15 protein-coding genes are annotated in these 15,447 nt (G+C 46.1%); 8 read left to right on the top strand and 7 right to left on the bottom strand.

Going from position 1 to position 15,447, the window contains the following annotated elements; genetic code table 11:
- Positions 1–31 precede the first annotated feature (31 nt).
- Both EXU57_RS14530 and EXU57_RS14525 read right to left on the bottom strand, forming a co-directional pair.
- On the bottom strand, positions 32–472 hold the full coding sequence (locus EXU57_RS14530; RefSeq protein ID WP_133268952.1) for an SRPBCC domain-containing protein: 441 nt from the start codon (positions 470–472) through the stop codon (positions 32–34).
- Positions 469–963, bottom strand: coding sequence for an SRPBCC domain-containing protein (locus EXU57_RS14525; protein ID WP_133268951.1), 495 nt, complete (start codon positions 961–963; stop codon positions 469–471). Before EXU57_RS14525 ends, EXU57_RS14530 begins: the two co-directional genes overlap by 4 nt.
- 358 nt (positions 964–1,321) lie before the next feature.
- Here EXU57_RS14525 and EXU57_RS14520 point away from each other — a divergent pair, with 358 nt between their 5' ends.
- On the top strand, positions 1,322–2,320 hold the full coding sequence (locus tag EXU57_RS14520) for a GlxA family transcriptional regulator (protein ID WP_133268950.1): 999 nt from the start codon (positions 1,322–1,324) through the stop codon (positions 2,318–2,320).
- Between the two features lie 28 nt (positions 2,321–2,348).
- On the opposite strand, the gene EXU57_RS14515 is transcribed toward EXU57_RS14520, so the two are convergent.
- From EXU57_RS14515 to EXU57_RS14500, 4 genes are all read right to left on the bottom strand, one after another.
- Positions 2,349–3,263 carry a helix-turn-helix domain-containing protein gene (locus EXU57_RS14515; protein ID WP_133268949.1) on the bottom strand — a complete coding sequence of 305 codons (915 nt, stop codon included), beginning with the start codon at positions 3,261–3,263 and terminating at the stop codon, positions 2,349–2,351.
- A 2-nt stretch (positions 3,264–3,265) separates the two neighbouring features.
- The gene (locus EXU57_RS14510; protein ID WP_133268948.1) at positions 3,266–4,174 is read right to left on the bottom strand and encodes an NmrA family NAD(P)-binding protein; all 909 of its coding nucleotides are present in this window, start codon (positions 4,172–4,174) and stop codon (positions 3,266–3,268) included.
- A gap of 245 nt (positions 4,175–4,419) precedes the next feature.
- Positions 4,420–5,184 (bottom strand): type I methionyl aminopeptidase, encoded by a 765-nt coding sequence (gene map / locus EXU57_RS14505; protein ID WP_133268947.1) that lies wholly within the window; start codon positions 5,182–5,184, stop codon positions 4,420–4,422.
- Between the two features lie 825 nt (positions 5,185–6,009).
- Positions 6,010–6,264: a hypothetical protein gene (locus tag EXU57_RS14500; protein ID WP_133268946.1), complete on the bottom strand. Its 255-nt coding sequence runs from the start codon at positions 6,262–6,264 to the stop codon at positions 6,010–6,012.
- Between the two features lie 470 nt (positions 6,265–6,734).
- Here EXU57_RS14500 and EXU57_RS14495 point away from each other — a divergent pair, with 470 nt between their 5' ends.
- From EXU57_RS14495 to EXU57_RS14475, 5 genes are all read left to right on the top strand, one after another.
- Positions 6,735–7,028, top strand: coding sequence for a hypothetical protein (locus EXU57_RS14495; protein WP_133268945.1), 294 nt, complete (start codon positions 6,735–6,737; stop codon positions 7,026–7,028).
- A gap of 144 nt (positions 7,029–7,172) precedes the next feature.
- A complete protein-coding gene (locus EXU57_RS14490; protein WP_243745603.1) occupies positions 7,173–9,209 on the top strand; it encodes a right-handed parallel beta-helix repeat-containing protein in 2,037 nt (678 codons plus the stop codon).
- Between the two features lie 108 nt (positions 9,210–9,317).
- Entirely contained in the window at positions 9,318–10,631 is a 1,314-nt protein-coding gene (locus tag EXU57_RS14485) for an alpha-L-fucosidase (protein WP_133268944.1), read from the top strand.
- A gap of 157 nt (positions 10,632–10,788) precedes the next feature.
- On the top strand, positions 10,789–11,493 hold the full coding sequence (locus EXU57_RS14480) for a hypothetical protein (protein ID WP_133268943.1): 705 nt from the start codon (positions 10,789–10,791) through the stop codon (positions 11,491–11,493).
- Between the two features lie 150 nt (positions 11,494–11,643).
- Positions 11,644–12,009 carry a hypothetical protein gene (locus tag EXU57_RS14475; protein WP_133268942.1) on the top strand — a complete coding sequence of 122 codons (366 nt, stop codon included), beginning with the start codon at positions 11,644–11,646 and terminating at the stop codon, positions 12,007–12,009.
- 160 nt (positions 12,010–12,169) lie between these two features.
- Here the strand turns inward: EXU57_RS14475 and EXU57_RS14470 are convergent, their stop codons facing one another.
- Complete coding sequence (locus EXU57_RS14470; protein ID WP_133268941.1) at positions 12,170–13,078, bottom strand: histone deacetylase; 909 nt, start codon at positions 13,076–13,078, stop codon at positions 12,170–12,172.
- A gap of 178 nt (positions 13,079–13,256) precedes the next feature.
- Here EXU57_RS14470 and EXU57_RS14465 point away from each other — a divergent pair, with 178 nt between their 5' ends.
- Both EXU57_RS14465 and dgoD read left to right on the top strand, forming a co-directional pair.
- Positions 13,257–13,880 (top strand): bifunctional 4-hydroxy-2-oxoglutarate aldolase/2-dehydro-3-deoxy-phosphogluconate aldolase, encoded by a 624-nt coding sequence (locus tag EXU57_RS14465; RefSeq protein WP_133268940.1) that lies wholly within the window; start codon positions 13,257–13,259, stop codon positions 13,878–13,880.
- A gap of 325 nt (positions 13,881–14,205) precedes the next feature.
- Positions 14,206–15,354, top strand: coding sequence for a galactonate dehydratase (gene dgoD, locus EXU57_RS14460; RefSeq protein ID WP_133268939.1), 1,149 nt, complete (start codon positions 14,206–14,208; stop codon positions 15,352–15,354).
- Positions 15,355–15,447 lie beyond the last annotated feature (93 nt).

The following is a 15,447-nucleotide window of genomic DNA, read 5'->3' as shown; positions in this document are numbered from 1 at the left end:
TTATTGATTGCCTTTCTGAAGTATGTGCTGGTTATTTTGCCGGGTTGCCTTTCCCTTCGGTTAAAAGTTGAAACAAACTTCCATTTATAAAATGATCCCAGCCCTGCACACATTTTTCATAACATTCAACCGAAGAATTCAGGCCTATGTGCTTAAACTTTAATGCTGTTTTGTCGTTCTGTTGCGCCAGTTCAAAACTGATAGTCGTATTGTTCCACTCTTCTTTATCTTCAAGAAAATTGAGTTTGCTTTCAATTACCAGCCAAACTATTTTCTGATCTGGCACCAGTTCGACCAATCTTTGTTTTGAGTAATGAGTATCGCCAAACTGCACCGTAAACTCATCATGTAGATTTTGCGAACTTCCCTTCATGTTCTCGGTCCACCACTTTGAAACGTTGTTGATGGTTTTGAATACGTCTTTTTGTTTGGCTTCAATGGTAAAGTAGGCCTCGTAGTCCGGGTTGGTCATGACTTCAGAATTTTATGGTGTTCCAATAAGGCTTCGTTAAAGCTGCTTTCGTGTTTATTCGGTGCGCCTTCACCGGTCGTAATTAAGCGCTTGAGGCTATGGTTGATATAGTTGGTCCATGCGGTGCTGCAGGTTTTGAAACATTCATATTCCGGCACCAGGCCAAGCTGTTTAAACTGTAGTTGGGTTTTGTTATCTAGGGCAGTAATGTCAAATAACAATTTATTGCCGGTCCATTCACTGGGGTCATTCGTGAACTTGAAATAGTTTTCGAGCACCAACCAGGCGATCCGCTTTCCGGGTACTACTGCAATCAATTTCAACCTGCAAATATGAACATCCTTGTACCAGTAAGTAAATTCGTCGTTTACGTTCTTCGTACTACCCTCAATATCTTCTGACCACCAGGCACGGACATCGGTGATCGCATTAAAAACTTCCAGTGGCGACTGTTCAACAGTAAAGAAAGTGGTAAAGTCAGGCATAAGCATTTTGGACGATTTAAATAATGAACGTAGTTGGCTCCGGTGCAGGGAGATTCCCTGAAATAGGCAATCGGCTTTGCTCGCTTTCACTTGGGAACGTTTGGTAAAAGTAGACGGTATGATTGATCCACCTAAGGTGTAAAATAGACTTTGTAGCGGGTTGATCCGGACATTGCAATATTGTACCTTCGTTTGAAAGCCCGGCCAATTACAGAATTAAACCTGTGCAAGGTGCAGTGTTAATTTTATGCTTGTCCCAACTTCGCTAAAGTACATTCATACCGGCAGCATTACGCAACGGAGCAACTGCTTAGCAAAAGAAATCACTGATAAAATGATATTGTTTACACCCACCCCTTTGTAAATGAAACATCTTACCATCCTGGTACCCGAAGGTGAATACAATAACCTGAGCAGTATTGTGGGCGCTTACAAAATATTCAACCGTGCTAATACCTATTGTAAAGAGGCACGAAGAAAAGAAGTCTTCAAGGTTGAACTTGCGGGCATTTCAACATCGGTGGAATACTACGAAGGGTTATTTGCGGTCAAGCCGCACACCACCATAGCGGGTCTTCAAAATACCAATCTTATTATCATTCCGTCGCTAAATCACAATTATGAACGGGCGGTGCAGGATAATGGACCAATGATCGATTGGATAGCACAACAATATAACAACGGGGCTGAGGTTGCAAGCATTTGTACCGGGGCATTCCTTCTTGCTTCAACCGGTTTGCTGGATGGAAGAAGCTGCTCCACACACTGGGCGGTTGCTGAGCAGTTCAGCACCTTGTTTCCAAAAGTAAATCTGCAGACAGACAAACTGATCACGGATGAAAACGGTATTTATACAAATGGTGGGGCTTATTCGTTCCTTAATCTGATGATCTACCTCGTGGAAAAATATTACGATCGGCAGACCGCCATTTTTTGTTCAAAGGTATTCCAGATAGAAATAGACCGGCAGAGCCAGTCGCCCTTCACGATCTTCACCGGTCAAAAATTACATGGCGACGATATGGTCAGGCAAGCACAAGCCTATATCGAAAGTAAGCTGCACGAAAAGATTTCTGTTGAACACCTTTCGACCCGTTTTTTGGTGGGCAGACGAAACTTTGATCGGAGGTTTATCAAAGCAACCGGCAATACTCCTGTTGAGTATGCACAACGGGTAAAGATAGAGTCAGCGAAAAGAGCATTTGAAACAAGTCGTAAAACGGTGAATGAAGTAATGTACGAGGTGGGTTATTCAGATGTAAAGGCATTCCGCGAAGTGTTCAGGCGAATTACGGGAATGTCGCCACTTGATTACAGGAATAAATACAACAAATCGCTGGTTGATCAGGAAATCAGGCGATGATTGCTCTCTGAACATGTTGGTAAACAATTCAGTTAAAAGACTGCCTGAACTCAAGCGGGGAAAGGTTTGTTTTGAGCTTAAACAGTTTGCTAAACGATTGCGGTTGTTCAAAGCCGAGTTCATATGCAACTTCACTTACGGAAAGGTCGGTAATCGATAACTTTTCTTTCGCCTTGTCAATGAGCTTATCCTGGATATGCTGCTGTGTACTTTTCCCCGTAAGGGTTTTAAGCAAGCTACTCAGGTATCCTTGCGATATGTTTAAGGAGTCCGCGACGTAATGAACCGTAGGCAGTCCCCGCTTTGCCAATTGATCACCTGCGAAATATGCGGTAAGTAGTTCTTCCAAACGGTTAAGCACACGGTGATTGCTGATCTTTCTTGTGATAAACTGGCGCTCGTAAAACCGCTCCGAATAGGTGAATAACAATTCAAGCTGGGCAATGATGACTTGCTGGCTAAACCTGTCGATATTAGCCCGATACTCGTTTTCAATATTCTGCATAATGCTTAATATGGTCTTTTCTTCCTTTTCGGAAAGAAACAATGCTTCGTGTACCGAGTAACTGAAATATTCGAATTGCCTGATCTTTTGAGCCAGGGGAGTGTTCCAGAGAAAATCAGGGTGAACCAGTAACGACCACCCTGAATGTTTTACATCTTTTTCGGCATGTATGGAGAATACTTGTCCCGGGGAAATAAAAAACATTACACCCTCATCAAAATCATATTCCTGCTGTCCATATTTCATCTTTGCATGAAAACATCGTTTGAGTGCAACCGAATAAAAGCTGTGTACAATATTGACCGGCTCACTTTCCGGTGTCGTTTTCATCTGATCGAAATTGACCACGCTGATGAGCGGATGTTCCGGCCTTGGATATCCCCTCAATTGGTGAAATTCGGTAATGCTATTTATGGTTACGGGTTGTTGAGTTGCCACAACTAACTATTTTCTGTTTTATGGTATACCCCGGCAAATTCCTTTGCAAAATCCTTAAGTTTAGTCTTGCCCATTACTGCAGGTTTGTTATGGTAGTAGTCTGCCAACAGGTTACCCGTATGAAGACCCTCATACATTTCAACAAGGCCTTCAGCAATTTCCGGGTTCATTCCCGCAGACTTTAAAGCCGTTTGCATTTGTTCATTCGAAATCGTATTCCACTTCAATCCAGGTTTTCCGATGGCTGCACCCAGCACGGCAGCAGTTTCGTTGCAGCTTACTTCTTCACTTGCTACATACCGGATTTTTCTACCCTTAAACGGTGTCAGGAGTTCCTCGGCTACCGCCGCGGCAATATCGAAAGGTGACACCCAGGGAACCATGTCGTCTCCGCCATAATTTGCGGCAATAACCCCTGCGCTTTTGATCATGTCTACATAACTGTATAAGTTGTAGTAGAAGGAAGTGGGGCGCATGAAAGTAACGCCGATTTCAGGTGATAGTTCATTCAGGATATCTTCAACGTGGTGGGCACCCAGCAGTATACCTGAACCTTTTTCAAGATCGGCCCCGATGGTACTCAGGTGTACCAGGCGTTTTACTCCGGATTGTGCAATCGCGTTCGCATAGTTGCTGCCGAGTCCTCGATAGTAAGCAATTAGGTCGAGGCTATGATCGAAGTAGTTATTGGGTGGAACCATACTATATACGGCATCCGCACCGGTGAACGTTTGTGTAAGGAAAGAGAGGTCTTCCAGTGAGCCGATTGCGGCTACGGCGCCGAGTGCTTCAATTTCTTTTTGCTTAGCCCCCTGGCTGCTGATAACGGTGACCGCATGACCCTTTTCAACCAAACTTGTTGCCAGTGGCTTACTGATATGGCCCAATGAACCGGTTACAATAAATTTCATTTTGCTGTTTTTTGATGAACTGCAAAGCTTTGTAACCTACACTCAACAGGCGTAGCCAGATCTGCGTTTGTTGTAGTCAAAACAAATAAACGTTTCCGGCAGCAGGACAAAAAGATCCACCTTTAAGCGTCAGACAGTTTAACCCGCCATGCTCAACCCCACTCCATTTACGGAGATTTGGAGGGAACCTAGGGTCGTCTAAAAGTTTCATCCTGGTATTGGTAAGTTAGCAGCAACGCTCCCAACTAGTTCCAGATCCCGTTCATTTCGGTAAGGATGATTGGCGCTTGATCGGTAACTACAATAGTATGCTCGTGTTGTGCCATAAATCCGCCCTTATCTCCAACCATTGTCCAACCATCGGCCAGCGTTTCGGCATAGGTCGACTTCGTGGTGATAAAGGTCTCGATAGCCACAACCGAGTTTTTCTTGAACCGCCGAAAATTCATTTTGTCACGGTAGTTGGCAATTTCGCTGGGTTCTTCGTGGAGGCTCCTGCCAATGCCATGACCGGTCAGGTTTTTTATTACCCGGTAGCCCTTTTTACGCGCCTCGCTTTCGATGAGGAAGCCAATGTCGGATATTCGAACGCCCCCTTTGATGTTGAAGATTGCTTTTTTAAGAATTTCAGCGGAGCTGTCAACCAATTTCTGGTGTTTGTTGATGTCGTTACCAAGTACAAAGGAAGCCCCGTTGTCTGACCAAAAACCATCCAGTTCAGCAGAAACATCGATATTGATCAGGTCGCCTTCCTTGAGTTTGGTTTTTTCAGAGGGAATGCCGTGGCAAAATTCATGATTCACACTAATACACGTCCATCCCGGGAACTTATAGGTAACAAAAGGTGCTGACTTTGCGCCCATACGGCTAAGGATCGCTGCGCCAAACTCGTCTAATTCTTTTGTGCTCATGCCGGGTTGGGCATATTTCCGCATCTCCCCAAGCGTATGCGCAACCGCCTCGCTTGCCTTTTTCATTCCTGCTAACTCTGACTCATTGTTTATCGACATCTAAACCTGGTTTTGTGATTGAAGGGGGTTGTAACGCAAATTGCAAGCGAATGTCGGAACTATTTTCATTATGATATGCTGCTTTCCGGTTATCTAAGATGGCCATTAATTCTTTGATAATGTCTTAAACGCCAAACGGAAAGAATGGCCTTCCGACAGTATAGGCCGTTGTGTAGTGCTAAAGCCCAAATAATTAATCCTGTTCAGAATAAGTCGGAGATGCAGTAACCAAACACACTACACCTGTTGGTACATCAGGGTGAAATCCGCGACTTAGGGCGTTAACCCTGCAAAGGTATCTACCGCGACTCGCTTGTCCTGAATGAAATTTCTTCTTAGAACAGAGACACGCGATGGAATGGATCAAACGTTGCCTAGTAACCACATGTTCTGCCTTTTCTCAGCGTGGATTTGCAGTACAAGCGAGCCCGTCCGAATGGCTGGCCGGGCGGACGTGGCAACGATGTTCCACAAAGCAGTGCGGCTGGTCCCAAAATAATTCTTGTATAGCCAACATTTATGCTGAAGACGGAGCATTGCATATTTTGGAACCCAACAAACATACGGGAGTAATCTACAGGCCTGGCGAGGTTTGAATTTCAGCGCTAGAAACCCCTGTCATTCCTCGCACCGGTATTGATACTTCGTTGCATCGCTTTAACCGGTTTACGCGAAAAAGCCCCGGCAAACCGGAATAAGCCCTTGTTAGGACATAAACGTTGCCCGTGCTTCTCTTGTTTATTGCGGACAGTTGTAAATAAAGTGTATGCTATCCCGGCGATCGCCGTTGTACATAGTCTCTTCCAGGTGCGAGAAAGTGGCGGATCAGGGTAACAGCTTGCCGAGGTCAATCAAATCCAGGTATTTGTCGAGCTCTTCACCATCTTCAAAAAATTTAATGCTCTTTGCCGAGCCCTGTGTGTGGGTGAGTATTTCGATGTAGTAGCCGTCGATGGCATATAAAACGGCCTTGGTGGTTGAGGTTGATACGGAGGATAATGGTATTGCAAAATCGGAAACCGTATTCAGCATTTCGTTGATGCTCAATGAACAGAGGTAAGCCGGTGTAATCTTTCTCATAGCGTTATGCATTAGGCTGCTGTTGCAAAAACATGATCCCGCCAAACCTGTATTCGTTGCTTGTGCGCTGCAACATCCCGACTTTATTGCGTGCGGGGAAGCAGTTACGGAAAAACGACAATGCAGTATTCTTTAATCGTTCACCGGGGCAACTATAGGCAGGTATGATAATCAGCGGGATGGTTTGTTTGTCAGGCTAATGACTAGGATTCTGATCGAAAGTTTATTGCTGAAGTATAATCGGCAAAATAAACTTACGACCGGGAGTCGGGCAGGCTTAGGGAGGTGATCCCGTGCGCATAAAACAGCCCGGTATACGAATTAAGGCCGCAACCCGGCGGTGATGTTACTCCGGGGCTATTCTGCCGGTTTCCACGATATCTTTGTTCTCCCTTTTTTACCTGTTAAAACAGCTAATAAAAATCCGATCCGCTTGCACAGAAATTCGATCTTTGTCGCAAAACACCATCATGCCATTAAACCCGCAGATTTACCGCATTACAGAAGAAAATGCAGAAGTTTTTACTTACTGGGACCTGTTAACGCTGGACGGTAATGATCCGTCGAGCTCTCCCTACTTTCTGCCTAAAGATGAAGAACCCGATGGTGCCTCATTGGATTGGATTGGGCAGGCTGTGAAACAGCAGGCCTGGGAGGAACTTACCATGGAAGAGGCGGGATTAACCATACATGATTTTCTGATTGTTCCTTCGCAGCTGACGGCTGAACTCCAGGAGGAACTACTGCAGATGGGACACAGCTAAGTTGATGTTTTGTAAGGTAATCCGGAAGTTGCAGCCAGTTCAGGCTGCGAGGTGACCGTTGCTGGTCACCTGAACTGCGCCTGTTACCAGATTGGCGAAACCGGTAAGACATTGCAGTATATTCAATACTAACGGAACAAACGTATGCCCGACAAGATGATTGCTTTGCTGGCATTGATGATCTTGATGATCCCCGGCAATGCACAGGATCGCTTTTATGTTTCACCAGAAGGTAGCGTTGCCAACCCGGGTACCCTGGCTAAACCATTGGGTTCCCTTCAGGCAGCACTTTCAAAGGTGACCATGGCAAAAAGCAAGAAGGTCGTCATCTACTTACGCGGAGGCAGATACCATACCACCAAAACCATAGCGCTTACTCCTGAACTTGTAAACAATCACGAGCTTGAGATAACGACTTATAACCATGAGGCGGCAGTTATCTCGGGGAGCACCAGGCTAAACCCCGTGTGGAGGTCTTACACCCAAACGATCCTGCAGGCTACGCTCGTGCCCGGTCTACAGCTGGACCGGTTGTTTTGTAATGGCAAACCGCTTCTGATGGCACGTTATCCCAACTTCGACAGTACGGCAGCGTTCTTAAACAGTACAGCAGCAGACGCAATAAGTGCACAACGGGTGAAACGTTGGGCAAATCCTATTGGTGGCTACGTGCATGCTTTGGATACGGCATTGGGCGACTTGCATTACCGGATTAAGGGTAGGAGCCGCGACAGTCTATTGCTTGAAGGTGGCTGGCAAAGTAACCGAACTGCAACAATGCACAAGGAACATCGCTTTGTTGAAAATGTATTTGAAGAACTGGATGCACCCGGGGAATGGTTTTACAATCCCGCCACAGGCGTACTGTACCTGTACCCGCCAGATGGATTAAACATTAAAACTGCGGTATTTGAAAGGTCAGTACTTGATGATATCATTCGGGTAACAGGCAGCGCGGAAAATGCGGTTTCAAACATCAGCATCAGCGGGGTTATGTTCACTGGTACCAACCGCACGTTTATGCTTCCGAGGGAGCCTTTGCTTCGAAGCGATCTTACGATCTATCGCGGTGGAGCAATCGTTACCGAAGGGGCAAGAAACATTACCATCAGCAATTGTACTTTTGAATGGCTCGGTGGAAACGCGGTGTTGGTAAGCAGGTACAACCGGAACGTTGCCATCGAACACAACCACATGCACGATATTGGAGGAACCGCTATTGCATTTGTAGGTGATCCCCGCGCGGTACGTATACCTGCATCTGGATACGCGGCCTTAGTTAGGATTGACAAGATGGATAAAACGCCAGGGCCAAAAACCAACAATTACCCTGCATTGTGCCGCGCAACCGATAACCTTATACAACACCTGGGCTCCATAGAACGAATGGTCGCAGGTGTGCAGATCAGTATGGCCCTGGATATCACCATAAGTCATAATACCATCCATGACGTACCCCGGGCCGGTATCGAAGTCGGCGACGGTTGTTGGGGTGGTCACCTCTTTGAATACAATGATGTTTATAACACTGTTCTTTCAGGCGGCGACCATGGCGCATATTCTTCTAAGGGAAGAGACCGTTTTTGGCTCCCCGGCATAACGGATGTAGATGCCCTGGTGGGAAAAGATCCCGGGTTACCCTTGTTAGATGTAATTAAACCTATAACCATCCGGAATAATCGTTTTCATTCCAAACATGGTTGGGCTATAAACCTCGGTGACGGCAGCAGTAACTACCGCGTTTACGAAAATCTTTGCCTGAATGGTGGATTGAAACTCAGCACAGGATTTTACCGGGCTCTGCAAAACAATATCCTGTTGAACAGCACTTTTCATCCGCAGGTGTGGTATGTAAACAGCAGGGATGTATTTGCTAATAACATCGTTGCCGCTGAATACGCCCCATTAAGTATGCAGGCATGTTGTAGAAAAGTCGACAGCAATTTTTTTATTCAACCTGCCGCCTTAATTGCGGTTCAAAATTTTGCAACCGATAGAAACAGCCTTGCCGGCGATCCGCAGTTTGTTGATCCCGGGGCCTTTGACTACAGGGTTACACCGGGTTCGAAAGCACTTGCTGTTGGGTTTAGAAACTTCACTATGCATGAATTCGGGGTGATTGATCCGATACTGAAAGCCAAAGCAGGGAGGCCCCGCATAACTGGTGTAAAAAATCCCTGAAGAAGTAGCTTAGTTCAAAACCTGCATGACACGTTGCCCTTAAAACTTTGATTAAAATCGTCCCGCCCGGCAATTAACTTTATACGTGCAACTCATTAATAGCCTGACATGAAAAAAGTGTTCCTTTCCCTATTTACCTTGATTGTTACAACAAACCTTTTTGCACAAACACAGCCTGGATATTTAGCGCATTATACCCCTTCGCCTGAAAACATTGAACAGCGGGAGAGATTCCAGGATATGAAGTTTGGCTTATTTATCCACTGGGGTATCTACAGCATCATGGGTAATGGCGAATGGGTTATGCACCAACAAAAAATACCCTACAAAAATTACAAACGGTTAGCAGACTTCTTTAACCCGGAAGGCTTTAATGCGAAGGACTGGGTGGCCCTTGCCAAGCAGGCTGGCATGAAGTACATTACGATCACTTCGCGTCACCACGATGGCTTTAGTATGTTTAAAACCAAAGCATCTCCATACAACATTGTGGACGCCACCCCATACAAAAAAGATCCCATACGCGAACTGGCAAGTGAGTGCTTAAAAGAAGGAATTCAACTTAACCTGTACTACTCTTTGCTTGATTGGGGGCGTGACGATTACGGGTTTGGAAAACCTGTTGTCAATGGCGTTCCTGCGGATACCGACTGGAACAGTTATATCACATTCATGAAAACCCAGCTTACTGAACTCATCACCAATTATCCAAACATCCGCGGCATATGGTTCGACGGGCACTGGGAGAAACCAACAGCCAACTGGCACTACGATGAAATATACGCGCTCATCCATAAACTAAACCCACGCATACTGGTGGGCAATAATCATCACCTCGCGCCCTTCGCGGGGGAAGACTTCCAAATGTTTGAAAAAGATTTACCTGGCGAAAACAAAGGAGGATATAGTGCAACGGCAAAAATTGGCGCGCTGCCATTGGAGACCTGCGAAACCATTAACGGAAGCTGGGGATTTAACATCAAGGACACGAGCTATAAAAGTGTAAAGCGGATCATTCACTATGTTGTAAACGCCGCTGGTAAAAACGCCAACTTTCTTTTGAACGTCGGACCAATGCCGAATGGAAAAATCCAGTCTGAATTCACCGACACCCTTGCGCTTGTTGGTCGATGGATGGCGAAAAATGGCAACAGCATTTATGGTACCAGGGGAAACCTCGTAACACCACAGCAGTGGGGTGTGGTGACCAGGAAAGGCAAAACGATTTTTGTGCATGTGCTCAGTAAACCAGAAACAGCAGAGATAGTGGTGCCCGGATTGAAGGAAAAAGTGGTCGGTGTGCAATTAATGCAGGGAGGCCGCAAACTCGAACATAAGCAACTTGATGAAGGACTCTCGATAAGGATGGACGATGTTGCATTAGACCCTTATGATACCGTTATCCAAATTGTTGCTCAATAAAGGTATCACCGTAAATTGGTTCCAACAGGTGAAGTGTTTTGCAAAAAGGGGGAGTACAGATCATCGCCGGGCAATTGATCCGGCTGGGAACATGGGATTGATTACTTTACGATGCTGCATTGAAATACCAGATCTTTAAACGCTTTAAAACTAAATTATGTATAAGCCAATCAGCCTGATTATTTGCTGTTTTTATATGATCAGTTTACAGGCACAAAGGGTTGTTGATGTTTCCACCAATCAACTGCCCGTAGGTGTGCAGCTGGTCAATGGTAATCCCATCCTGCTCGACAAGTATGTAAGGGTTGTGCAGGGATCACCTTTCTTCAAAGATGAATACCTTCCGAGCAACTTTATTCACGTTTTATCAAAGCGCCCGATGGCAGTTAAGCTTAACCTGCTAAGCAACGAAGTACAATTCCGGGATGAAAACGGTAAAGAGTTTATTGCGAACAATAAAGTAACCCGGGTTGTCCTCACCGACGCATTCGGGCAAACTTATAAATTCATTCATCCCTCAACATTCAACACAATGGCTAAGGTGCCGGAAGCCTGGTACGAACTCCTGGTAGAGGGAAAAGCATCACTCTATAAATTGCACAAGAAAAATGTCAGCGAGTCAACCCCATATGGCCAGGCAACAACTGAGCAAACCATTACAACGACTCCCCAATTTTTTGTATACGCTAATCAGTCCTTTAACCGGGTAAAACAGGTAAAAGACTTTGGAGACATCTTTGCCGACAAGTTTAGGGACATCAGCACATTCATCAGGCAAAGCAGGATCCAGGAAAAAAGCGAGGACAACTTTAAAAAGGTTGTTGACCACTATAACCTGGTCACCGCCAAGGTTCAGCAATAGGGGAGCGGGTAACGGTTCGGGCTTATGGCACCTTGACTTGCTGGTTACCTGCAAATGGGTGATGGCCGACGATCCGGAATGTTTGAATTCTTTCCGTAGCATCTGGTTTCCGGTTGGTATGGGCTTTGTCATAGCTAATAAAACTGAGAAATGAATAAGCCTGTAACACCAGCCATTCATGGCATAGTTGATTATGTTTTTTCCGGGATTCAGATTGCCGGTCCTGCAGCGTTAGGGTTAGATGCAAATGCCAGGAATGTTTATATGGTGCTCGGAGGCACGTTTGGTATCATTAATGCGCTCACAGATACCCCGGCAGCAATAAAACCTGTGCTCAGTATGAAAACCCACCAGAAAACTGATGCAGCTTTCCTGCTAGGTTTAGCTGCCCTCAGCTTTGCGGGATTTGTGCGCAAACACCGGAAAACAAGAACTTTTCACCTTGCTTTTCTTGCTACGGCCGTTACGAACTATGTGCTTACCGATTATAACGCTGATACGAAATTACCTGCTTAGCATCTATGCGACTATTTCTGCACCATTAAAGAACCGACCATGAAGTTTGCTGTGCTGAGAATTATTTAGCACCCATAATTTGAGCTTAACTGTGTCAGCTACCATCAACGCTATATAACTTTTTACCTGGCTTTGACAGGGCAAGCAAGATTATTATTTTCTAGCTATCACCATAAAGATCCAATGCTGTTCTGAAGGTATTACAATGCGCCTCTACGATGTTTCTGATGTCGGGTGAATAACCCCCACCCATTGCAACCGCAACCGGGATTTTGTTATCCTGTAATTGCTCGAAAACAAACCTGTCGCGCTTACGGCAACCATCGATGGTTACTTTAAGCTTTCCAAATTTGTCCGTTTCCAGTATATCTACCCCCGACAGATAAAAGGCAAAATCAGGTTGTTCTTTTTGCAGCAATGCGGGCAGGGTTTCATACAGTATGGCCAGGTAGGTTGGTTCGTCGGTGCCATCCTGGAGGGGAACATCCAGGTCGCTTTTTTCTTTATGAAAAGGGTAGTTGTGGGCGCCATGCATACTAAACGTAAATACCTGCGGCTGATGTTCAAAAATTTTTGCCGTTCCATTTCCCTGGTGTACATCCAGGTCGATGATAATAATTTTCCGGGCAAGTTGCTCCTTTAATAAATAGTTCGCGGCAATAGCCATATCGTTTAACAGGCAAAATCCTGCCCCCCGGTTTGCATACGCATGGTGGGTGCCTCCGGCAACATTCAACGCTACGCCAAACTCCATAGCATAATGGCAACAATCAATGGTGCCCTGTGCTATGCGGATTTCCCGGAGCGCAAGTCCGGGTGATTGCGGAAACCCAATTTCCCGTTGTTCTTTGGCCGACAACTCCTGGTTTTTGATTCGTTCGTAATAGGCTTTTTCATGCGTCAGCAGCAGGATATCTTCGTTGCATGGTTGGGGAGAAAAAAGATTGGCGTTTGTGATGCTGCCTTCATGCAGAAGTTGCTCCGGTATGAGTTCATACTTCAACATAGGGAAGCGATGTCCTTCGGGTAGAGGATGTGCATATATCTTATCGTAAGCGATTTTAATCATACGTTTATTCGGAAGTTGTGTTAGAACAGCAAGCGCTCCGGAAAAGTTCAGGTCAGCACCGTATGCAATGCCGGATTGACTTCTATGTTATCGCAAAAATACCTTGTCGGCCCGAACACCAGCGCCCTGTTTGGTAAGCTTGCGCAATTGGTTGGGGCAAAAGCTGTAAATTGAACATATGGATGCATTATCACACATCAGGCACTATAAGATTGTAGCCATCATGCGTGGGCTGGAGCCCAATGTGGTTCCGGCGGTAGTACACGCCCTTTACGAGGGAGGTGTAAGAACCCTGGAGATTACCCTGAATTCTCGGGACGCACTCCAGGTAATAGCAGATGTCGCTTCACAGTCGGCAGGCCGTATGCTTATAGGTGCGGGAACGGTACTGGACGCTGATGGTGCTAAGCTGGCGATTTCTGCCGGCGCCGGGTTTATCATATCGCCTATCGTAGATGTCGATACCATTGCGGTCACAAAAGGCCTTGGTGTGGTGAGCATCCCCGGAGCTTATACGGCTACGGAGATTGTGCATGCGTATAAAAATGGGGCGGATATCGTAAAGGTATTCCCGGCTTCAACAGGCCCGGACTATATCAAAGACCTCCGGGGTCCCCTGCCACACATCCCTCTGATGCCCACCGGTGGCGTAACCCTGCAAACGATAAAAGCATTTCACGATGCAGGTGCAATTGCATTTGGAATTGGCAGTGCGCTTGTGAATGCAAAGGGAAAGGTAGATGATCAATACCTGGCCGCATTAACGGTGAAGGCAAGGCAATTTGTTGACGCACTGGCTTAGCAGGAAGTTGCCCGACGCAATCGGCTTCATGCGCCATATTCCTGTAAGGTGACCAGAGGGTCTTGTTCCGACATCGTTCGAGAGGCTGAACCCGGTTCGGCTATGCTACCTCCGCAACTTCACCGGCGAACAACTATAGTTGAACCTTAATAAACGACACTTAACCTGATTTCATAAGTAGCCGCTTCATAAGGTGACATAAAAGAATTCCGAGCCTGCTAGCTTTCCGATTGATAAGTAGTTATCGATACAAACACAAAAGGATGATTTGTTAACTACGGGTTTAAGCATTTAACTTTAAATAGGTCAGCATAAAACAACTCATATGAAGATTACAGGATTTGAATTGTTCCAGGTTCCGCCACGTTGGTTGTTCCTGAAGATTGACACCAGTGAAGGCATTGTGGGGTGGGGTGAACCTGTTATTGAAGGAAAGGCAGCTACCGTTAAGGCTGCCGTTGTTGAGTTAATGGAAGGGTTGGTGGGTAAAGATCCGCAGCACATAGAGGACCATTGGAATATGATGTATCGTTCCGGCTTTTACCGTGGTGGGGCGGTCTTTATGAGCGCCATTGCCGGGATTGACCAGGCATTGTGGGACATCAAGGGCAAGTTTTTCAAGGCGCCCATTTACCAATTGTTGGGTGGCAAGGCAAGGGATACCATGAAGGTATATTCCTGGATCGGGGGCGATCGTCCGTCTGAGGTCGGTGCCGCAGCAAAAGAGATGGTGCAAAAAGGATTCCGTGCAGTTAAAATGAATGCGACAGAAGAACTGCAGTACATTGACTCTTTCGACAAGATTGATGCAGCCGTGGCACGTATCGCAGCGGTACGCGAGGCTGGCGGACCGGCACTGGGTATCGGCATAGACTTTCATGGCAGGGTGCACAGGCCCATGGCGAAAATCCTTGCCCGTGAACTGGAACCTTACCGCCCTATGTTTATCGAGGAGCCCGTATTACCCGAAAACAACGAAGTGTTGCGTGAGATCGCAAACGCCGTTTCCATTCCCATCGCTACCGGTGAACGCATGTTTTCCCGTTGGGAATTTAAAAGATTATTGATCGATGGTTATGTGGATATCATTCAACCCGACCTGTCACATGCGGGTGGGATAACCGAATGCAAAAAGATATTTTCTATGGCCGAAGCATTCGACGTTGCAGTGGCACCGCATTGCCCGCTCGGACCAATTGCCCTGGCAGCGTGCCTGCAGGTAGATGCTACCTGTCACAACGCTTTTATACAGGAACAAAGTCTTGGAATACATTATAACCAGGGCAGCGACCTGCTGGACTATATTGTAGAGCGTAATGTATTTGACTACGATGACGGCTATGTTAAAATACCGAATGGTCCCGGCCTCGGTATTGAAATCAACGAAAATCATGTGCGCAAACTTGCAGCTATTGGCCACAACTGGCGGAACCCCGTATGGCGGCATAAGGATGGAAGTATTGCGGAATGGTGATTGAATTATGAATGATGAGTTATGAATTCATAGTTGAGTGAGCGCTTGTTAGTTGGTTGTCGATGCGCTGCAGTCATCCCGAGGCACGGGGGA

The organism is Segetibacter sp. 3557_3 (assembly GCF_004354985.1).
In the GTDB taxonomy this organism is placed as follows: Bacteria; Bacteroidota; Bacteroidia; order Chitinophagales; family Chitinophagaceae; genus Segetibacter.
Note: the sequence above shows the minus strand (reverse complement) of the source record. Positions and strands in the feature narration are given on the sequence as shown.